The organism is Streptomyces sp. NPDC107521 (assembly GCF_055598485.1).
On the sequence record NZ_JBVKAT010000015.1, the window covers coordinates 30,402 to 49,906 of the forward strand.

Consider the following 19,505-nt stretch of genomic DNA (forward strand, 5'->3'; position numbering starts at 1 on the left):
TGTCCCGTCCGGGATCCTGCGGACATCCTGCAATGGAGCTGTCCGGGAGGCCAAGCCGGTTGTGCGGGCGGGGCGGGGGCCGTCGGCGGTACGTTCCCCCGGCCGGGCCCCTGAGCACGTCAGCGCTGAGCGCGCGGGGCCGCTCCCGCGCACCGGACCGGCTGTCCCGCGGTGCCCGGAGGCCCTGGTGTGTGATGCCCGCCGTGCGCCGGAGCGGTCCGTGGCCGCGGGGTCAGCGGGCGTGGTGGCGGATCGCGTCGAGGAACCGGTCGATGCCGTCAGGGGTGTGGGAGAAGGCGGCGACGAGCCGGACGATCCCCGGTCCCCAGCGCCCCGGTAGAAGGTGTAGCCCTCCGCGAGGAGTGCGTCGATGGTCTGCTCGGGCAGGCGGCAGAAGATGATGTTGGCCTGTGGGGTGGCCAGCAGGTCGGTGCCGGCCATGGTCTTGAGGCCGTCGCCGAGCCGTGCGGCCATGGCGTTGGCCCGGCGGGCGTTGCGCAGCCAGAGGCCATCGGTGAGGTATGCCTGCATCTGGGCGGCCTGGAAGCGCATCTTGGAGGCGAGTTGCCCGGCCCGCTTGACGCGGAAGGTGAGTTCGCCGGTCAGTGCCGGATCGAAGCAGACGATCGCTTCGGCGGTCATCGCGCCGTTCTTCGTGGCCCCGAACGAGAGCACGTCGACGCCGGCCTTCCAGTTCATCTCGGCGGGGGTGGCGCCGAGTGTTCCAGGGGGTTGGCGAAGCGCGCACCGTCCATGTGGACGCGCAGGCCGGCGTCCTTGGCGATGCCGGCCAGGCGGTGGATCTCCCCGAGGGTGCAGACGCTGCCGCTCTCCGTGGCCTGGCTGATGCTCAGCACGGACGGCTGCACGCTGTGCACATCACCGGCCCGGTGGCGCGCCGCCCGCTCCAGGGCGTCGGGGTCGATCTTGCTGTCGTCGCCCGGAACGGCGAGCAGCTTGGCGCCGTCGGTGAAGAACTCGGGAGCGCCGCACTCGCTGTTGTTGATGTGGCTGGCCGGGTGGCACAGCACGCCGCTCCACGGCCGGGTGAGGGCGGCCAGGCCCAGGGCGTTGGCGGCGGATCCGGTGTTGGCCAGGAAGACGGAAGCCTTCCGTTCGAATACGGCGCTCAGTCGGCGGCGGACGGCTTCGGTCAGGGTGTCCCTGCCGTACGGCGGGGCCTGTCCGGCAGCCGCGTCGGCGACGGCCCGGACCATCTCGGGCGAGGCCCCCGCCATGTTGTCGCTGAGGAAAGCGGGGTTGGTGGGGGCCGGGTCGGCGGAGGTGTCCATGGAGGGCCTTCCTGGTAGCCGGTGTCGGGGGGAGCCGGGGCCGATGCCCTCTCCCCCGGTGCTGCGGCGGGACCGCGGGGGTCGCGGCCCGGTGTGATCGGTCGATCGCGGGCTCCGGCCGCGCCGTCCTCCCCGTCCCGGCGCGCGCCGGCCGGGGCGGAGGGGGCCGTCGGCCGCCGCGGTGGTGGTGGTGCTTGGGCCACCGCCCGCCGCGGGGCGCGGGGGATTCCCCTCCGGGCCCGGACGGTGCTACGCGGGCGTGTCCGGCGACGGGCGGCGGCGCAGGCCGAGGAGCACGGCCGCGGTTGCCCCGGCGCAGACCAGGGCGGTGGCCAGGGCGATGGTGACCAGGGCGCGGGGCCACCGGGCGGGGTCGTCACCGGACCGGTGGACGCGTACGGCGGCGGCGCACGCGGCGATGCCGAGGCTGATCCCGAACTGGCGTGCCGCGTTGACCGCGCTGGAGGAGACGCCCGTCCGGGACGGGGCCACACCGTCCATGGCGGCGGCCGGCAGCACGGGGGAGATGATCCCGGAGCCGACACCGGTGAGGACCAGCGCGGCCAGGATGCTCTGCCATCCGGGTGCCAGCGCGGGCAGTGCGAGGCCGAGGCATCCGGAACCGCAGATCACCAGACCGGCCGTGAAGGGGACGCGCCGGTCCAGCCGGCCGAGGCGGGCACCGGACAGCGCGGAGGTGAGGAAGAAGGCCACCGGTTGCGCGGAGAGGACCAGCGCGACGGCCGCGGGGGCCAGGCCGTGTGCGTCCTGGAGCCAGAAGGAGACGGCCGGGAGCGTGCCGAAGGCGGCGAAGTAGTACGCGGCGGCGACCACGGCCGTCGTGCGGAAGACGGGGTTGCGGACCAGCGCCGGGCCGATGAGCGCCCGGTCCGGGCGGCGGCGTTCATGGACGACGAACACGGTGCCCAGGCACGCGCACGCCACGAGAACCGTCGTCGCGGTCATGTGGGGGCCGTGCTCGGCGAACACGAGGGTGGCGGCGACGAGTCCGCCGACGGCAGCCCCGAGCAGGACCATTCCGGTGGCGTTCAGCGGGGAGCGCCCGCCCGGCCGGTCGCGGGGCAGGAACACCGCGGTGAGTACCGCGGCGGCGAGCGCGAGGGGGACGGCGGCGGCGAAGACGGCGCGCCAGCCGAGGGCGGAGAGCAGTCCGCCGGAGACGTTGCCGACGGCGGCGGCCAGTCCGGACACGGCCCCCCAGACGGCAAAGGCACGGTGCCTGGCCCGGCCGCTGTAGGAGGCGTCGAGCAGCGGCAGGGTGGTGGCGAACAGCGCGGCGGCGGCGGTCCCCTGCACCAGCCGGGCGAGGACGAGCACGAGGACGCCGGGGGCCGAGGCGCAGGCGAGCGAGGCGGCGGCGAACGCGACGAGGCTCCACAGGAGGAGGGAACGCCTGCCGATCCTGTCGCTGAGGGTGCCCAGCGGGACGAGGAGCGCGGCCAGGGCGATGGTGTAGATGTCGATGACCCACTGCAGGGTGGCGAAGCCGGTGCGGAGATCGGCGGCGATCACCGGCATCGCGACGGTCACGACCGTGGCGTACGCCAGCAGGAGGAAGGTCGCCGTGCAGGAGATGACCAGCGGCATCTGCCGTTTCACGCGCCCCTCGGGCGGTGCCGGTGCCGGGCCGTGCGCGAGGGCGGGGGCTCCTTCCCGGTCGGCGAAGGTCTCGCGGCCGGCGTGACGTGCCCCGCGGACCGGGCCGGGGGCCGGGACCTCCCGGTGTTCTCCGGCGGCGACGGCACCGCCGTGGCCGGCCGGGTGGACCGCGCCGCGGTAGCGGGCGGCCGGACGCGGGTCGTGCGGCACACGGGGAGACACGGGGTCCGGACCTCTTCCAGGGGCGGTCGGTGCGGGCCGCCGGGAAGCGGTCCGCACCGATCGTCGCGCCGGGGGCCCGGACCGGGTGTGGAGCGGGGGACCGGCTCATGTGGAGCGAGCGGCGCGGGCCCGTCGCCCACGGCCGGCGGGCCCGCGCCGGGGTCCGCCCCGGCCGCCCGGAAGGAGCGGCGGTGTCCGGTGCGGGCGCCCCCGGTGGCGGGAAGCCCTCCCGGCGCGCCGCATGGGGTTCCGGACGACGCCGCGAGCGGTGAGGTCTTCGCCGCAGGGCGGCGGGGCGCCCGCCGCGGGAAGAGCCGCGTCCCGCCCGGCCGCGGTCCATGCCGCCGGACTCCTTCCCCGGCGCGCGGTGATCCGGACGGAGCGGTCAGGTGTGCCCGCGCCGGTACGCGGCGGGGGTCGTCCCGAGGCGTCGGCGGAAGGCGTAGACGAAGTTGCCGGCCGACGCGTATCCCACTTCGTGTCCGATGCGCTCGACCGTCCAGTCCGTCTCCAGGAGCAGTTCGGCGGCGCGTTCGAGGCAACGGCGGCGGTGGTGCTCGAACGGTGTCACGCCGAACAGCGCCTTGAAACCGCGGGCCAGGCGCTTCGGGCTCATCGACAGCTCACCGGCGACCTCGGCGAGGGCGGGCGGGTCGTGGCGTTCCCGCCACAGGATCAGCGGGACCCGGCGCAGTGCCTCCGCCTCGTGGTCGTCCAGCCCGTCGTGGTGCTCGCGCGCCGACGCCGCGTCGACGAGCAGTGCCAGGGCCGCCATCACCCGCGACTCCATCAGCAGGATCCCGCCGGGGCTCTCGGCACGCGATCCGAAGATGTCCGCCAGCGGGCCCGGCAGACCGTGGAGGCGTGCTCCGCGCCCGAGGTAGAGGTCGGCGCCCCCGGACGAGTCCAGCCGTTCCAGCGCCGACGCGAACGCCCCGGTGCCGACGCTCCCCAGATACGGCGAGAGCGCGTCACGGGACCCGGTCAGCGAGAGACCGCGATAGGACCGGCCCGCGGGGTGCGTGATCATTCCCCTGGTCGGCCGCGGGGGCGTCAGTGACGACGAGAACCGGCCCAGGTCCGCCCCTCCCGCCTCGTCCTCGGCTATGCGCAGCCGGCCGTCGAGGCAGACCTCCAGCTCGAAGCGGTCCCCGGGGAAGTGATAGCCGACCCGGTGATCGGCGGTGAAGCCCACGTCGTACCGGATCACCCGCAACGATCCCCGCAGCCGCGTCACCTCGATCGATCCCCGGCCGACCTCGGGACGGAGCGTGTACGTCGTGAGGTGCGGGGTGGTCCGGCTCCGGCTCCGGGTCGCTATCGCCGAGTAGTAGCGCGCGTACTGACGCTCCTGCTCGGCCGAGCCGGTCCCGCCGGACAGGAAGTGAGCACTCGACACGAAAGCAAGCCTAAGGGCTGCCCCGTAGTCCCCGGCGGGCGCACGACGACGGCTACGGCGCCTCGCCGCGTTGCCGGATCGCCCGAATACGCCCGGTATGGGGACGGCTCTCCGCCTTGCGATGCACCGCATCTGACGCCGTGCGCTGATCCACCGGGGATTACGGGACGGCCCTTAAGCCCTACCCGCCTTGGTCCTGACGGCCTCGTCCGCGCGGGCTCTCCGATGCGCAGGGGGCCGCCTCCGTTCCCGGAGGCCGCGACGCCCGCCCCGCTCACCGACGGACGGCCCCGTGCCGCGGGTGCCCGGCCGGCACCGGACACCCGCGGCACGGTGGCGTTCGGCCTCCGTCCACGGCTCCACGGCCGGACGGGCGACCGCCCCGATGGCCGATCCGCGGGACGTCAAGTCCGGGCGGCCGGCGGGGCGGGCGGCCGGGGGCGGCCTCAGGCGGTCAATCCGGCCGAGCGGGCTCGCGCCCCACCGGTCCGGCCGTCATGGCAGTGGCCCGGGTGCGGCGGCGATGGTGTCGTGGCCGGACGGCCCCCGGCGCTCCCCGCCGGTCGGCGGTCGGTCCGGGGGCCGGGGGCGGGGCCGGGGGCGTCGGCGTGTCTCAGGAGCCGGTCGCCTCCCCGCCGACGCCGTGGTGCTGCGCCTGTTTCGTGTGCTGGTTGTGGAGGGTGAGAACCCGTTTGATCCCGGCGAAGTCACCGACGGCGAAGGCGTCGATGATCTCGTGGTGCTCCTCGACGGCGTGGGCGCTGGGGGTGTCGCTGCCGCTGAGTGCCGCGGCCATGAGGCCGGGTGTGCCGAGTCGCCGGTAGATCCGGCGCAGGCTCGGGTTCCCCGCGAGGCCGATCAGGTACTCGTGGAACTCCTCGATCGCGGTGAGGTAGCCGTCGGTGTCCGTGATCCGTCCGTGGGCGACGTGTTTCCCCGCCCGGTCCGCGATCTCCCGCCACTGCCGGACCGCTGCCGGGTCCAGGGGGCCCGGCAGGCCGGCCGCGACGCCGATCTCCAGGGCGAGGCGGCCGTCGAACGCGTCGACGGAGGCACGGGCCAGGGGGACCAGGACGTGTCCGCGTTCGGGGTCGCGGCCGATGAGCCCCTCCCCCACCAGCCGGGTCACCGCGTAGTGGGCCGCGGCCACCGGGGTGTCCAGCAGCTCGGCGAGGTCCTCGGCGCGCAGGCCGGTGTCCGGCGGCAGCCGCCGGCTGATGACGAGGTCCCGCAGCCGTTCGTGGGCGACGGTGTGCCGGGCGGGTTCGAACCGGCCGAACCCGCCCCGGAAGTAGGCGAGCGGGGATCCCTCCCGCGCCCGCGCGCCCAGTACCCGGGCCAGGAAGACCCGGTGGGTGCCGCCGACGATGTCCTCCACCACCTCGCACTCCAGGACCGCCAGCGCGTCCGTGAGCATCGGCACTCCCCGGGCACCGCGCTCATGGGCGACGCCGGCGAACTTGTCGGCGCGGGGACCGGCGAACTGGGAGGCGAGGTGCTCCTGGTTCTCGCCGAGCACATTGACGCAGAACACTCCCGCGCGGTGGAGGGCCGCGTGTGTCGGTGCCTTGGTGTGCGCGCAGATCAGCAGCATCGGCGGGTCGAGGGAGAGGGAGGAGACGGCGCTCACGGTCATTCCGTGGTCGGTGTCGCCGTCCCGGGTGGTGATGACGGCCACGCCGCTGGCGAAGTGCCCGATGACGTGCCGGAACAGCGTCTGGTCCAGGGGAGCCTGCTCCACGGGCGCCTGCTCCGCAGGTGCCTGGTCCACGGGCCGGTTCACCGCTGCGCCCAGGGGCCGCGGACCCAGCCGTCGAGGTCGTAGTCGGCCATGCACTCCCCGGCGAAGGCGTCGAGGCGGTCGGCGAGTCCGCCGCGCCGGGCCGCGTTCAGGGCGTCGATCCTGACCTGGTCGGCGTTGCCGGAGTAGACCCGCTCGTACAGGTCGTGGCGTCCTCCGAAGCCCGTGCCGATGGTGTCCCAGACCAGCTTGAAGAGTTTGATGCGGCTCTCGGCCGAGGAGTCCGAGCCGCGGTAGTAGCGGTCGATGAGCGGGCGGAGTTCGGGGTTGGCGAGGTCGCGGTGGCTGGAGGGCACGACCAGCGGGGCGCCCCCGAGGTGCGTCTCGAAGAGTTCCCGGACGCGTTCCCAGGCCTGGGAGGTGAACATGCGCAGGGAGCCCGCGTGTTCGATGCGGGGGACGACGCTTCCCCCGGGGCCGGGCTGGGTGTCCGTCGCCATGACCGTGGAGAGGGCCCAGGCGGTGTTGCGCAGGGTGAACACCTCACCGATGGCCGCCTGCACCCCGCGGAACCCGTCGGTGCCGTTCGACTTGGCGGCCCGCGCGAACAGCCCGGCCATCAGGTCGAGTTTGACGGCGAAGCGGGTGCCCGCCTGGAGGTGCGAGCGGTTGATGAACCCCGAGCGGGGGAAGAAGGAGTTGGCCCTCTCCACGTCCCGGTAGATCAGCACGTTCTCCCACGGTATGAGTGCTTCCTGGAAGACGAGGACCGCGTCGTTCTCGTCGAAGCGCGAGGAGAGCGGGTGGTCGAACGGGCTGGTGGCGGCGGCCTCGTAGGAGCTGCGGCTGAGCAGGACGCAGCCGGGGGTGTCCATGGGGGCGATGAACGCCAGGGCGAAGTCCTCGGCCTTGCCCGGTTCGAGCCCGACCGCGCTGTTCTGGGCGACGAACGTGGCGTGGGTCAGTGCCGAGCCGGTCGCCAGCATCTTGGCGCCGCTGACGACGATGCCCCGGTCGTTCTCCCTGACGACGTGCACGAACACGTCGCCCACCTCGTGGACCGGACGGCTGCGGTCGACCGGCGGGTTGACGAGGACGTGGTTGAGGAACAGCGCCTGGGACGCGTAACGGCGGTACCAGGCGCGGGCGTTGTCCGCGTAGGGGGCGTACAGCTCGGGGTCGCTGGACAGGCTCGCCATGAAGGCAGCCTTGTAGTCGGGCGTGCGGCCCATGAAGCCGTAGCTGAGCCGGGACCACGCGGCGATGGCGTCCCGTGCCCCCAGCAGTTCCTCGGGCGTGCGGGACGGCGCGAAGAACCGGTGGGTGGTGATGCCCTGGTCGTCCTCGAAGGTCAGGGCGTCACGTGTCACGGGGTCGTGGAGGGCGTCGTAGAGGCGGGCCACGGAGCGCGCGCTGTTGCGGAACGCCGGGTGCTCGGTGACGTCCTCGACCTTCTCGCCGTCGATGTAGACGGTGCGGCCGTCGCGCAGGCTTTCCAGGTAGGACTGTCCGTCGAGGAGTTCGTTCGTCATGGGTTACGTCCAGAGGGGTCGGGGGCGGGGGCCGGGGGTCAGGTGCCGGGGACCGTGACGGGCGGGGTGAAGGGGACCGGGGTGGGGCCGAGCGCGTCCACGTCGATCTCGATCACGCTCGGTCCGCGGACGGCGAGGCTCTCGTCGAGGGCGCGGGCGAAGTCCTGGGCGCGGGTCACCCGCTGGAAGGGCAGCCGGTAGGCGGCGGCCAGGGCCGCGAAGTCGGGCGTGGTCAGGTCCACTCCGCTGCGCCGGCCGCGGTGGGCCTCCTGCATGTTGCGGAGCACGCCGTAGCCCCCGTCGTTGAAGACGCACAGCACCAGCCAGGGCCGCTCCTGGGCGAGTGTGCCGAGTTCACCGAGGTGGACGCTGAGTCCGCCGTCGCCGGCGATGACCAGGGTGGGCGTGTGGGGCCGGGCGAGGGCGCCGCCGATCCCCATGGACAGGCCCTGGCCGATCCCGCCGCCCAGCGGGAAGAGGTTGGTCGAGGGGTCGTAGATCTCCAGCAGCCGGTTGCCCCACTGGCTGGAGGCGATGGTCACGTCGCGGGCGATCACCGACGACCGGTCCAGGCGGCTCCTGAGCGCGTCGCAGACCGGTGCGTACGGGCCGATCGAGGCCCGCAGCGCGGTGCGGGCCCGCGCGGCGAGGTCCGCGCCGCGCTGCCGCCATCCCGGCTCGGCGGCGCTGTCCGGGAGCAGTTCCAGCAGAGCGGTGAGGGCGGGCTGGGCCGCGCCGACGATCCCCGCGTCGGCGGGGACGACCCGGCCGATCGCCGGTGCCGAGATGTCGATCTGAACGTGGCGGTCCGGCCGGGGAAGGGTGTAGTCGGCGGTCTCGTTGGAGCGGAAGTGGGTTCCCACGCTCAGCAGGAGGTCCGCGCTCTCCAGCAGTTCCCTGCCGGCGGGCGAGGCGGCGAAGTTGCCCACCACCAGCGGGTGGTCCTCCGGCAGGGTGCCGCGGCCCGCGTTGCTGGACAGTACGGGGGCCCCGAGCCGTTCGGCGAGGGCGAGCAGGGGGCGGCCGGCGCGGCGGGCGCCGCCGCCGGCCCAGATCACGGGCCGGCGGGCCGCCGCCAGGAGTTCCGCCGCGGCGGCGAGCTGTCCGGGGTCCGGGGCGGGCGGCCGGCCGGCCGGGGCGGCCGGGCCGTCGAGCCGGTGGCGGGCGTACTGGAGGTCGATCGGCCACTCGACGCTGACCGGGCCGCACGGGGGTGTGCGGGCGTGCGCGATCGCGTCGCGGAGCAGGGCGCCCGCGTCCGCGCCCGGCCGTACCGTCGCGGTGTGGGCGGAGACCGCGCGCAGCAGTCCGATCTGGTCGCGGGTCTCGTGGATGACGCCGCGGCCGAGTCCGAGGTACCGGCTGTCGATCTGGCCCGTCACGTGGAGGACCGGTGCTCCGCCCGACTGGGCCTCGATCAGGGAGCCGGCCGCGTTGCCGCAGCCGGTTCCGGTGCTGGTCAGGGCGACGCCCAGGCCGCCGCTCACCCGGGCGTAGGCGTCGGCCGCGTTCACCGCCGCGGCCTCGTGCCGCACCGGGACGAACCTCAGGGCGCCGCTGACCGCTTCGACGAGCGGGAGGTTGTGCACGCTCACCACTCCGAAGACCACTTCGGCGCCCTGTTCGCGCAGTACGGTCACCAGCAGTTCACCGCCGTCGCCCTGGGGCATGGGAGGCTCCGTTCTCGTTCTCGGTTCCGGGGGGAGGGGCGCCGTCGCGGGGGCGGGCGGCGGGTCCGCCGTCGGCGGGTGGCGCTCACGCATAGCGGCTCACCCCGCCGCCGACGTCGAGCGTCGCCCCGGTGACGTAGGCCGACCGGGGGGACAGCAGGGTGACGACGGGGAACGCGACCTCCTCGGCCGTGCCGAGACGGCCCATCGGGATGCCCCGGTCCGCGGCGAGGGCGGCGCTCCAGGCCGTGTAGTCGTGTTCGCCGCCGTTCTCCTGGTGGCGCCGTCGCCACTGGCCGGTGTCGATCAGTCCCAGGGAGACCGAGTTGACGCGGATGCCCCGCGGGCCGAGGTCGGTGGCCAGGGTGCGGGTGAGGTTGAGCAGGGCGGCCCGGGCGGCCGACGTGGCGGCGAGGGCGGGCTCGGGCTGGCGGGCGAGGATCGCGTTGACGTTGACGACGGACGGTCCGTCGGAGGCGCCCAGCCAGGGCAGCGCGGCTTCGACGGTGTTGAGCACGGAGAAGAGCTTGAGTTCGAGTTCGGCCCGCCACTGGTCCCGGGAGGTGCCGTCCCAGGGGGCCATCAGCGAGCGGCCGGCGTTGTTGACGACGCCGTCCAGGCGGCCGAAGCGTCCGGCGGCCCGTTCGGTCAGGCGCCGGACCGCCTCGGGGTCGCGGACGTCGGCGGCCCCGGTGAGCAGCCGGTCGGTGTCGGGGCCGAGGGCGGCGGTGAGGCGGGCCCCGTCGCGGGCGCACGCGGCGACGGCGCAGCCCTCGTCGAGCAGCAGCCGGGCGGTGGCGAGTCCCACGCCGGAACTCGCGCCGGTGACCAGGTAGGCCCTGCCGTTCAGTCGGAGGTCCATGTGCGCTCCTTGTCGCGCGTCGCGCCGTCCGTTGTCGCGGCCCGTCCCGGTGGCGGGTCCTCGCGGGGGGCGGGCCCGGCCGCGGCCGGGCCGGGCCGGGTGTCCACGTCGGTGAGGAAGTCCTCCAGGAGGCGGAGGAAGAGGTCGGGCCGCTCCTGGTTGGCGAGGTGGCCGGCGCCGGGGATGACGGCGAACGCGCTGCCGGGGACCAGCCGGTGGATGTGCTCCGACTCCGCGACGCCGGTGACCCGGTCGTGCTCGCCGACCAGGACGAGGGTGGGCAGGCGCAGGGTGGTCAGTGCCCCGGTGTGGTCGGTCTCGGCCATGGAGGCGGCGGCCTCGGCGTATCCGGGCAGGCGTACGGAGCGGGCCATCAGGTCGCGCACGGCGGCGACGGCCGGGGCCGGGGCCCGGTCGGAGAGCAGCCGGGGTGCTCTGGTCCGGGCGAACTCCCGGGCCCCGAGCGCGGCCAGTTCCCCGCCCCGTTCGAGCATCGCCCGTGCCGCCGCGGGGTCGCGGCCGGAGCCGCGGGTGGAGCCGACGAGGACGAGGGAGCGCACCAGGTGCGGGTGGCGCAGTGCCAGGCGGGTGGCGACGACGCCGCCCCAGGAGACCCCGACGACGTGCGCGGGCGGTGGTCCGAGGCCGGTCAGGACGGCCGCGGCGGCGTCGGCGAAGTCGTCCATGCGGTAGGGGGTGGGGGGGTCGTCCGAGCGGGCGTATCCGGGGGCGTCCCAGGCGGCCGCCCTGTGGTGGCGCGCGAGTGCGGGCAGCTGTCCGGCGAAGGAGGCGGCGGCCGAGCCGATCCCGTGGAGCAGGAGCACGGGGGTGCCGTGTTCGCCCGCGGTGTCGACGCGCAGGCCGGTTCCGGCGGTGACGGTGCGTGTGGTGGTCATGCCACGCTCCCGTTGGTCCCCACCAGTGCGCCGATGGCGCGCAGGACCGCGTACGGCACCACCGCGCTGGTTCTCGGGTTGTCCGGGGAGGGGTGGTTGGCGACGTCGAAGGCGTACCGGCCCGTGGGTCCGGACGCCTCGATCCGGTGCCGGCTCAGGGTCGCTTCGGGGTCGGCGACGACGGACGCCTCGACGAGGTCCCAGTCGCCCACGGCCAGGGCCACGGACGCCGCCACGTTGCTGGTGGCGGGGAACGCGCGGGTGACCTCGCGGGCGGGTCCGCGCAGCACCTCGAACGGGGCCGTCGCGGTGTGCAGGCGTTCGGTCTCGCGCTCGGTCATCCAGGGCCGCAGCAGGGCTCTCGGGGCCTTGGTCGTGCGGATCGTGACGGTGTCGAAGGGGGCCTGGCGCGTGGCGGTCGTCAGGAGGTCGAGGCCGCCGACGGCGCCGGCGCACAGGGTGAGCCGGCCGGGGCCGGCGAGCAGGCGTTCGTGCAGGGCCGTGTCCGCGAGGGCGCCGGTGGACAGGGCGAGCAGGTGGCGGCCGGCGGCCACGACGGCGGGTCCGGCCTCGCGCAGGGCGGTCTGCCCGGCGCATTCCACGACGAGTTCGGCGCGTTCGAGGGCCGTGTCGAGCGAGGCGGCGGGCACGGGCGGGGCCGGCGGTACGCGGTCGACGACCGCGACCAGTCTGGCGCCCGGTACGGCGTCGGCCAGCAGCGCCGCCGCGACGGCCGACCCGATGGCTCCGTGTCCCAGGACGGCCACGGTCAGTTCGCGCGGGGCCGTCATGCCGGGCCGCCGAGGGTTCCGGGGTCGGGGATGCCGGCCATGCGGGTGCGGGTGTCCGCGGAGGGCGGTCCCGCGGTGCCCCACAGGTCGGAGAGTTCCGGGGTGCGCCGCCAGGTGCGGCAGAGCCAGGTGTCCTCCTGGACCTGGTCGACCTCGGAGGTGTACTCGCAGACGAGTCCCGAGGGGTCGGCGAAGTAGGAGAAGGTGTTGTTGCCGGGGCCGTGCCGTCCCGGGCCCCACAGGGGGAGCTGTCCGTGGTGTCTGAGCCGGCCGATGCCGCGCATGAAGTGGTCGATCGTCGTCATCTCGTAGGCCACGTGGTTGAGCGAGGTCCACTGCGCCCGGTTGAAGGCGATGGAGTGGTGGTCGGTGCCGCAGCGCAGGAACGCCATCTGCCGTTCCGACCAGTCGGATATCCGCATGCCGAGGACGTCGGTGTAGAAGGCGCAGGCGGCCTCGATGTCGACGGTGTTGAGGACGACGTGGGCGAGCTTGCGGGGGATCGCGGCGCGGCCCTCCGGGTCGCCGGGGGTGACGGCCTCGACCTCGCAGGACAGTTCGATCAGCCGGCCCTCGGGGTCGGCGAACCTCAGTCCGTAGCCGCCGCCCGGCTGGTCCAGCGCGGTGGGGCCGGTCAGGAGCGGCACCCCGTGTCCGGCCAGCCGCCGGGCCGCGGAGTCGATCTCCCGGCGGTCCCCGACCGAGAACACGATCTTGCCGACGGCGTTCCGGTCGGCCTCCCGGACCTCGAGGATGTGGTGTTCGGTGCCGGTGCCGCGCAGCCAGGCCGCTCCGCCGTCGCGTTCCACCGGGGTCAGGCCCCACACCTCGTCGTAGAAGGCGGCGGAGTCGGCGGCGTTCGGCGTGTGGAGGGTCACCGAGCGCAGTGAGCGGAGCCGGGCGACCGGGGCGGGCGGGTCCGCCGGGCCAAAGGGGCGGTGGTCAGTCACGGGTCACGCCGTGCATCGCGGAGGTCGACGGGTAGGTCGGCAGTTGCGGCCGGGCGGCGCCGATGATCACGCAGAAGAGGGCGTCGGTCTCCCCGGTGTTGCGCAGGCTGCGGGGCACTCCGGCCGGGACCCTGACCAGGTCGCGGTAGCCGAGGGTGCGGCTGGCCGTCAGCGTGCCGTCCTCGGTGTCGTGGACGGTGACCTCCAGGCTCCCCTCGAGGACGAAGAAGACCTCCTCGGCGTCGTGGTGGGTGTGCTCGGGGCCGACGGCTCCCGCGGGAAGGCGCATGTTCGAGAAGGTGAAGTGGCCGGCCGGGAGTATCCGGTCGTCGCCCTCGTGGTCGCCGGTGGCGCCGGATCCGACGTAGCGGATCTGCGCGCGCCGGAACTCGTCGCCGGCCTTGGCCTGGAAGCCCAGGGTGTCCCAGTCCTCGTGGCGTGATTCGCGGGTGGCCACGCAGGAGTCGAGGAGTTCCCCGAGGCGGGAGGGGGACCGGTCTTCGTGGGCGGTGCTGTGCTGGTTCACGGGCGTGTCCTTACGTGTCGGGTGGGGTGGTGCGTGTGTCGGGTGGGGTGGGGTGGTGCCGCGTGCCGTGTGCCGCGGGCGGGGGTATCGGGGGCTCCGGGCGCGGGGTGCGGGTGCGGAGGGTCCCGGAGGGGCGGGGCCGGCGGGGGGTCAGAGGCCCCAGGCGGACGGCGTCTCGTCGAGGCCCCAGTAGACGCCCTTCTGGGTCATGTAGGACCGGATGCCCTCCCGGCCCTTCTCGCGGCCGAGGCCGCTCTCCTTGACCCCGCCGAAGGGGGTGGCCGCGGAGAGCTGCTTGTACGTGTTGATCCAGACGGTGCCGGCCTCGATGCGGCGGCCCAGGCGCCACGCCCTGCGGTAGTCGCGGCTCCATATGCCGCAGGCCAGCCCGTAGGGGGTGGCGTCGGCCAGGGCCGGCAGCTCGTCCTCGTCGTCGTACGGGAGCGTGACGAGGACGGGCCCGAAGATCTCCTCCCGGCAGACCCGTGACCCGGGGCCGAGCCCGGTGATCACGGTGGGCCGGTAGTAGAAGCCGTCACCGAGGTCGTCCCCAAAGGGTCGTGTCCCTCCGGTGCTGATGTGCCCGCCCTCCTCGGCCGCGAGCCGGACGTACGACTCGACCTCGGCGCGGTGTTCCGCGGCGATGAGCGGGCCCATGTGGGTGCTCTCCCGGGCGGGAGCGCCGATGACCAGTGCTTCGGCGGCCGCGGTGATCCTCTCGACGACCTCGTCGTGGACGGACCGGTGGACGATGAGCCGCGATCCCGCGACGCACGCCTGTCCCTGGGAGGAGAAGATGCCGAACACGATGCCCCGGACCGCCTGGTCCAGATCCGCGTCGGGCAGCACGATCGTCGGTGACTTGCCGCCCAGTTCGAGGGAGACCGGCATCAGCTTCCCGGCGGCGACGGCGGCGATCCGGCGGCCGGTGCCGGTGCCGCCGGTGAAGGTCACCTTGCGGACGCCCGGGTGGCGGACCAGTGCCTCCCCCACCACGCGGCCCGGTCCCGGCAGCACGCTGACCAGGCCGGGCGGGAAGCCCGCGCGCAGCAGGAGCGCGCCCAGGCTCAGGGCCGCCATCGGGGACCACTCCGCCGGCTTGATCAGCACCGCGTTGCCCGCCGCGAGCGCGGGGGCGGCCTTCTGGGCCTCGCTGGCGATCGGCGAGTTCCACGGGGTGATGGCGGCGACGGGACCGATCGGCTCGTGGACGCTCATGCTCAGGTAGGGACCGCGGGCCGTCGTCAGTGTGTCGTCGAGGGTCTCCAGGGCGGAGGCGGTGTAGCGGAAGGTGCCGGCGGCGCTCGCCACCAGGGCCCGGGTCTCGGTGATCGTCTTGCCGTTGTCCAGGGTCTGGAGCCGGGCGAGGTTCTCCGACTCCGCGTGGATGAGATCCGCGGCCCGGTGCAGGAGCGCCGCCCGCCGGTGGGGCAGCAGGTCGCGCCACGCGGGGTCCCGCATGGCCGCCTCCCCCGCGGTGACGGCCTCGTCGACGTCCTCGACGCTCGCGGTCGAGACCTCGGCGAACACCCGGCCGGTCGCCGGGTCGACCGAGGGCAGCGGTTCACCGCGTCCCTGCCGGAACCCTCCGGCCACGATGATGTCTCTCGCCCCACCAGCCATGACGCCCCCTTGCGCAGCTTCTGCCGGGCCGGGGCCTCCCCGGCGCAAGTAACTTAGATATAAGTCTCTTAGAGCGTCAATAGCTATCGCTGATATTCTTGCTGCTCAGCTTTTCCAGACGACCGAAGGGCGGGCGCACGTGAGTTCACCAAGCGCCGGGCGAACCGAAACCCCTGGCCAGGACGGCTCCCGGCCGAAGGGGGCCGCCGCCGGCACGACCCGGGAGGGTCCGCCGGACGACGTGGACCGGATCATCGCCGAGTGGCGGGCGGAGCGCCCGACGCTGGACCCCCGGAGCATCGACGTCGTCGGCCGGGTGACCCGCTGCAGCCTGCTGATCCGCAACCTGTCGAACCGGCTGTACGACCGGCACTCCATCAACCAGTCCGTCTTCGAGGTCCTGGCCAGCCTGCGCCGGATGGGGCCCCCGTACCGCAAGACCGCCCGGGAGCTGGCCAACTCCTCCCTGCTGACCTCGGGCGGCATGACGATGAGGCTCGACCGGATGGAGCGGGACGGGCTGATCAGGAGGATCAGGTCGACCGAGGACCGCAGGAGCGTGTACGCGGAGCTGACGCCCGCGGGGTTCGCCCTGATCGACCGGATCATCGACGACCACCTGGAGCGGGAGCGGGAGATGCTGGCGTCGCTCGACGAAGGGGAGCAGGAGCAGCTCGCCCGGCTGCTGCGCAAGCTGGAGACCCGGCTCCGGCACCTGGACTGACCCGGCCGCCGCGGGGGCGGGCCCGGCGGACCCGGGCGGGGCGGGGGGCGGCACCGGGCGGGGCGGCGGCAGGAGCGGGCGAGCAAAGATGCTCAAGCCAAAGCTTCTTTTGTCTGAGCCTTGTGCATCCGGGTGGTCGGTGCCTATGGTCTCGGCACCGGACCAGCCCCTCGGACCACGAGCTCACCGGGAGGCCGGGGCTCTCCCCCCGGCAGCCGGACGGCTCCCGGTTGCCGGACGGGTCCTCCGGCCGGCAGCGGCGCACGCGAAAGCGCGGCGGAAAATCCGGGGCCGGGGTACGGCGAACGGCCGGACACCCCGCCCGGCGCCGCGCGGCACACGTGAGGTTCGACCACGAGATCGGAGGCACCTGAATGGCCGGGTCATCCACCTCGCTCAACGGGCTCCGCACCGAACCGCCCGGATGCCGTCCGGCCCGCGCCGGTCTCCGCGCCCCCGCCCGGAGGGCGGTGACCGCTCCGCTCCCCGCCGAACGCGACGGGTCCGGGGACGGACACCGCTCCGGCCGCGCACGGCGCTCCCGGGGCGCCGGACCGCACCGGCCGCACGGCCCCGCCGGCAGGCGGGTCCCGCGGCCCCCGTCCGGCCCCGGGCCGGACGGCGCGGGGCGCTGACGCGATGCGGACGGCGAGCCGGATACGCCGCCCGGCCCGGCCCCCCGTCCACGACGGACGGGACGCCCGGCGCCGCGGCGCGCACCAGGACCCCGCCGCCCCGCGCGGCGCGGCGGGGCGACGGCCGCCGTCCGGCCACGAGGACCGGCGGCCCGAGGACCGCCGGCGGGCCGGCACCACCGCCGGCCGGACCGGCGGACACCGCCCGGCGGCCCGCCGGGCCCGAAGGGGCTCGGCCCGCCCGGTGCCCGCAGGGACCTCCGGCGGGGCCCGTCCCGGCCCGCGCGTCCCCGTGCGGCCCGGCCCTTCCTTACCTCCGGACAGACGGTCATGCGATGCCCGGTCCCCCACGCCCTTCCCGATCACCCCGCAACGACTCGCCCGAAGACCGAGTCGACGCCCCCTCGGGCACCGCCGACCGCGCGGTGCGCCCGCGGGGGCCACGAAAGGAGCGACCCGTGCCGACTCCCACTCCCCTCTCCGCTTCCGGCGGCACCACGATCCCGGAAGCCGCCGCGCCGCACAGCGAGCGCGCGTTCCGGATGCGGCAGACCCAGGAGTTCATGGACGCCCATGAGCTCGACGGCCTGCTCATCTTCGGCGCCGACCGCAGCGACCGCTACGACGCGGGCCAGTACCTCTTCCGCGACCGGCGCTACCAGCACTACGTCCTCCCCCGGCACGGCGAGCCCACCATGGTCGCCTTCGCCGCGCAGGTCGCCGCGCAGCACCAGCTCTCCAGGGAACGCGGCCTGGAGACCTGGATCGACGACATCAGGGTGGGCTCCGCCCCCGAACTGCTGCCCGCGATCGCCCACGAGAAGAAGCTCGGCAGGGGCCGGCTCGGAGTGATCGGGGCGGGCTACGGCTCGCCGTTCTACCCGGGCGGCTGGGTGTCCAAGCCGGTCTGGGACGCCATCAGCGAACGGCTCCCCGAGGCCACCCTGGTCGACGTCACCCGTGACTACGGGCTGGTGATGGCCCGGCGCAGCGACGAGGACCTCGCCCACATCGCCACCGCGGCCGCCGCGGGCGACGCCGCCATCGAGGCCATGATGGCCCTCGCCCGGCCCGGAGTGGACGAGACGGAGCTGTACGCCGAGGGCGTGGCGACGATGATGCGCAAGGGGATGCGCGTCACCTGGATGCTCTTCCAGACCGGGCTCGACAACTACGCCTGGGGCGAGCCCACCTGGCTCACCCGCCCCGAGCCCTCCCGGAAGCTGGAGCGCCGGGACATGGTGTGGGCGGAGATCTTCCCCAACTACGCCGAGCTCAACACCCATGTCAACATGAGCTTTACGCTCGGCGAGCCGCCGGCCGGGACGGCCCGCTGCGCCGAGGTCGCCCGTGCCTCCTACGAGGCGGGAGTGGCCGCGGTCCGGCCCGGAGCCACCTTCGGCGAGGTGTGCGCGGCGATGGAGGTGCCGCTGACCGAGTCGGGGATGTGGCACCTGACGCCCCAGTTCGCCTCCCTCAACCCCCTGCTGTCCGGCGGCGGCTCCGCCCTCGGCATCCGGGAGCACGTCGACTCGTACGCAGAAACGTATCCTCACGCCGACGGCCACGCCGGTCCGTTCTTCGACTTCGAGATCAGGCCCGGCATGACCTTCTCCCTCCAGCCCGACGCCCGGTCCGGCAGGAGCGGTGCGATCGTCGGCGGTGTGGTGGCCGCGACCGAGTCCGGCTGCCGCGAGTTCAACACCGTGTCCACCCGGCTCAACACCGTGGACGTCTGATCCCGGATCCCTCCCCGGATCCCCCCGGCACGCTCCCCGGCCCTCCCGCCGCCCGGCGCGGTCCCCGGCCGCGGGACGCCCCGGCCGCGCGGTACCCCCGTACCGCGCGGCCGGGAGGCTCACCCCGCGGCTCCGACCGGACAGCCCGTCCGGCCCTCTCAGCAAGGTGATACCGACCATGACCAAGCAGTTCCCCTCACTCAACCGCCGTTCGGTCCTCCACGGCATGGCCGCGCTGGGAGCGGGCGGACTCCTCGCCGCCTGCGGCAGCGGCACGGATTCCAGACCCGGCGGCACGGGCGGCTCGGGCGGCGGAAAGCTGCCGTCGTCGCTCGACTCCCTCGCCAGCGAGGCGGCCAAGGAGGGCAAGGTCCGCCTGTTCGTCAGCACCGACTCCCGTACCTCCGCCCACGCCCGGAAGCTCCGCCAGGCGCTGCGCGCCGACACCGGCGTCGACCTCGACATCTCGTTCGTCGGCGGTGAACCCGACCCGCGCTACGCCAGCAAGCTGGTGCAGGAGTCGAAGGCCAGGATCGCGCCGGCCATCGACGTCTTCGCCACCACTCCCCTGGTGGTCAAGCAGCTCAACGCCGAGGGCCTGGTGCAGCAGGTCGACTGGGCCTCCATGGAGGGCGTCGCCCCCGCCGACGTCTGGCAGGGCCACCAGGGCATCTACATCGCCGAGATCGCCCGCGCCGTCCTCTACAACACCGGCTCGGTCCAGGAGGCCGACGCCCCCCGCACCCTGGACGACCTGCTCACCGACACCTGGCGCGGCAAGATCGTCACCGCCGGGCTGCCGGACGTGTTCAGCCCGCTCGCCGCCGGCCTCGGCACCGACGGAATGCTCGACTTCGTGAACCGTCTGCTCGAGAAGGGCAGGGCGTCCATGGCGTCCGTCCCGACCGCCGTGCGGACCCAGGTGAGCAGCGGGGAGTTCCCCATCGGATACGGCATCCGCATCGGCGAGAGCCAGCGCGCCGCCAAGGCCCCCATCGCGTACGCGCCCGTCAAGACCCCCGTGGTCCCGCGCGCGGGCCTGGTCCTCAAGGGGGCGCGCAACCCCGCCGCGGCCCAGCTCTTCCTCTACTGGCTCAACGCCACCGAACAGGGCCGCAGGAAGGCGTTCGAGGTGCTGGACTGGCCCCGGTACACCACGCCCGGCACCGATCTGCACGCACTCGCCGAGAAGGCCGGCGGTGTGATGACCGCGGACCTCGACTGGTGGATGAACGATTACGAGAAGGTCGACAAGCAGGTCGCCCAGCTGCTGAGGAAGTAGA

General features: G+C 74.3%; 15 protein-coding genes. 3 read left to right on the forward strand and 12 right to left on the reverse strand.

The window, feature by feature from the left end:
- Window positions 1-695: 695 nt before the first annotated feature.
- The 12 genes from ACZ7LB_RS21865 to ACZ7LB_RS21920 form a co-directional block, all read right to left on the reverse strand.
- Window positions 696-1,292, reverse strand: a complete 597-nt coding sequence (locus ACZ7LB_RS21865; RefSeq protein WP_471470447.1) for a threonine aldolase family protein — start codon at window positions 1,290-1,292, stop codon at window positions 696-698.
- A gap of 249 nt (window positions 1,293-1,541) precedes the next feature.
- On the reverse strand, window positions 1,542-2,912 hold the full coding sequence (locus tag ACZ7LB_RS21870; RefSeq protein WP_471470449.1) for an MFS transporter: 1,371 nt from the start codon (window positions 2,910-2,912) through the stop codon (window positions 1,542-1,544).
- 607 nt (window positions 2,913-3,519) lie between these two features.
- The gene (locus ACZ7LB_RS21875) at window positions 3,520-4,533 is read right to left on the reverse strand and encodes a helix-turn-helix transcriptional regulator (protein WP_471470451.1); all 1,014 of its coding nucleotides are present in this window, start codon (window positions 4,531-4,533) and stop codon (window positions 3,520-3,522) included.
- 613 nt (window positions 4,534-5,146) lie between these two features.
- The gene (locus ACZ7LB_RS21880; RefSeq protein ID WP_471470453.1) at window positions 5,147-6,304 is read right to left on the reverse strand and encodes a flavin reductase; all 1,158 of its coding nucleotides are present in this window, start codon (window positions 6,302-6,304) and stop codon (window positions 5,147-5,149) included.
- A gap of 8 nt (window positions 6,305-6,312) precedes the next feature.
- On the reverse strand, window positions 6,313-7,806 hold the full coding sequence (locus ACZ7LB_RS21885; RefSeq protein ID WP_471470454.1) for a 4-hydroxyphenylacetate 3-hydroxylase family protein: 1,494 nt from the start codon (window positions 7,804-7,806) through the stop codon (window positions 6,313-6,315).
- Window positions 7,807-7,844: 38 nt separating this feature from the next.
- Complete coding sequence (locus ACZ7LB_RS21890; protein ID WP_471470456.1) at window positions 7,845-9,476, reverse strand: thiamine pyrophosphate-binding protein; 1,632 nt, start codon at window positions 9,474-9,476, stop codon at window positions 7,845-7,847.
- 85 nt (window positions 9,477-9,561) lie between these two features.
- Window positions 9,562-10,338: an SDR family oxidoreductase gene (locus ACZ7LB_RS21895; RefSeq protein WP_471470458.1), complete on the reverse strand. Its 777-nt coding sequence runs from the start codon at window positions 10,336-10,338 to the stop codon at window positions 9,562-9,564.
- Window positions 10,323-11,234, reverse strand: a complete 912-nt coding sequence (locus ACZ7LB_RS21900) for an alpha/beta fold hydrolase (RefSeq protein ID WP_471470460.1) — start codon at window positions 11,232-11,234, stop codon at window positions 10,323-10,325. The genes ACZ7LB_RS21895 and ACZ7LB_RS21900 overlap by 16 nt, the downstream gene beginning before the upstream one ends.
- Window positions 11,231-12,025 (reverse strand): aspartate dehydrogenase domain-containing protein, encoded by a 795-nt coding sequence (locus ACZ7LB_RS21905; protein WP_471470461.1) that lies wholly within the window; start codon window positions 12,023-12,025, stop codon window positions 11,231-11,233. Before ACZ7LB_RS21905 ends, ACZ7LB_RS21900 begins: the two co-directional genes overlap by 4 nt.
- Window positions 12,022-12,903 carry a VOC family protein gene (locus ACZ7LB_RS21910; RefSeq protein ID WP_471470462.1) on the reverse strand — a complete coding sequence of 294 codons (882 nt, stop codon included), beginning with the start codon at window positions 12,901-12,903 and terminating at the stop codon, window positions 12,022-12,024. Before ACZ7LB_RS21910 ends, ACZ7LB_RS21905 begins: the two co-directional genes overlap by 4 nt.
- A 64-nt stretch (window positions 12,904-12,967) precedes the next feature.
- Entirely contained in the window at window positions 12,968-13,501 is a 534-nt protein-coding gene (locus ACZ7LB_RS21915) for a cupin domain-containing protein (RefSeq protein ID WP_471470463.1), read from the reverse strand.
- A 150-nt stretch (window positions 13,502-13,651) separates the two neighbouring features.
- Entirely contained in the window at window positions 13,652-15,124 is a 1,473-nt protein-coding gene (locus tag ACZ7LB_RS21920; protein ID WP_471470464.1) for an aldehyde dehydrogenase family protein, read from the reverse strand.
- Window positions 15,125-15,365: 241 nt separating this feature from the next.
- Here ACZ7LB_RS21920 and ACZ7LB_RS21925 point away from each other — a divergent pair, with 241 nt between their 5' ends.
- The 3 genes from ACZ7LB_RS21925 (at window position 15,366) to ACZ7LB_RS21935 (ending at window position 19,504) form a co-directional block, all read left to right on the forward strand.
- A complete protein-coding gene (locus tag ACZ7LB_RS21925; protein WP_471470465.1) occupies window positions 15,366-15,848 on the forward strand; it encodes a MarR family winged helix-turn-helix transcriptional regulator in 483 nt (160 codons plus the stop codon).
- A 1,093-nt stretch (window positions 15,849-16,941) separates the two neighbouring features.
- A complete protein-coding gene (locus ACZ7LB_RS21930) occupies window positions 16,942-18,222 on the forward strand; it encodes a M24 family metallopeptidase (RefSeq protein WP_471470467.1) in 1,281 nt (426 codons plus the stop codon).
- A gap of 178 nt (window positions 18,223-18,400) precedes the next feature.
- Window positions 18,401-19,504 (forward strand): ABC transporter substrate-binding protein, encoded by a 1,104-nt coding sequence (locus tag ACZ7LB_RS21935; protein ID WP_471470468.1) that lies wholly within the window; start codon window positions 18,401-18,403, stop codon window positions 19,502-19,504.
- Window position 19,505 lies beyond the last annotated feature (1 nt).

Bases quoted from the DNA above. Each gene is read 5' to 3' on its own strand.
- ACZ7LB_RS21905 (WP_471470461.1), bottom strand. From the start codon at position 12,025: ATGACGGCCCCGCGCGAACTGACCGTGGCCGTCCTGGGACACGGAGCC.
- ACZ7LB_RS21865 (WP_471470447.1), bottom strand. From the start codon at position 1,292: ATGGACACCTCCGCCGACCCGGCCCCCACCAACCCCGCTTTCCTCAGC.
- ACZ7LB_RS21895 (WP_471470458.1), bottom strand. From the start codon at position 10,338: ATGGACCTCCGACTGAACGGCAGGGCCTACCTGGTCACCGGCGCGAGT.
- ACZ7LB_RS21900 (WP_471470460.1), bottom strand. From the start codon at position 11,234: ATGACCACCACACGCACCGTCACCGCCGGAACCGGCCTGCGCGTCGAC.
- ACZ7LB_RS21885 (WP_471470454.1), bottom strand. From the start codon at position 7,806: ATGACGAACGAACTCCTCGACGGACAGTCCTACCTGGAAAGCCTGCGC.
- ACZ7LB_RS21920 (WP_471470464.1), bottom strand. From the start codon at position 15,124: ATGGCTGGTGGGGCGAGAGACATCATCGTGGCCGGAGGGTTCCGGCAG.
- ACZ7LB_RS21890 (WP_471470456.1), bottom strand. From the start codon at position 9,476: ATGCCCCAGGGCGACGGCGGTGAACTGCTGGTGACCGTACTGCGCGAA.
- ACZ7LB_RS21935 (WP_471470468.1), top strand. From the start codon at position 18,401: ATGACCAAGCAGTTCCCCTCACTCAACCGCCGTTCGGTCCTCCACGGC.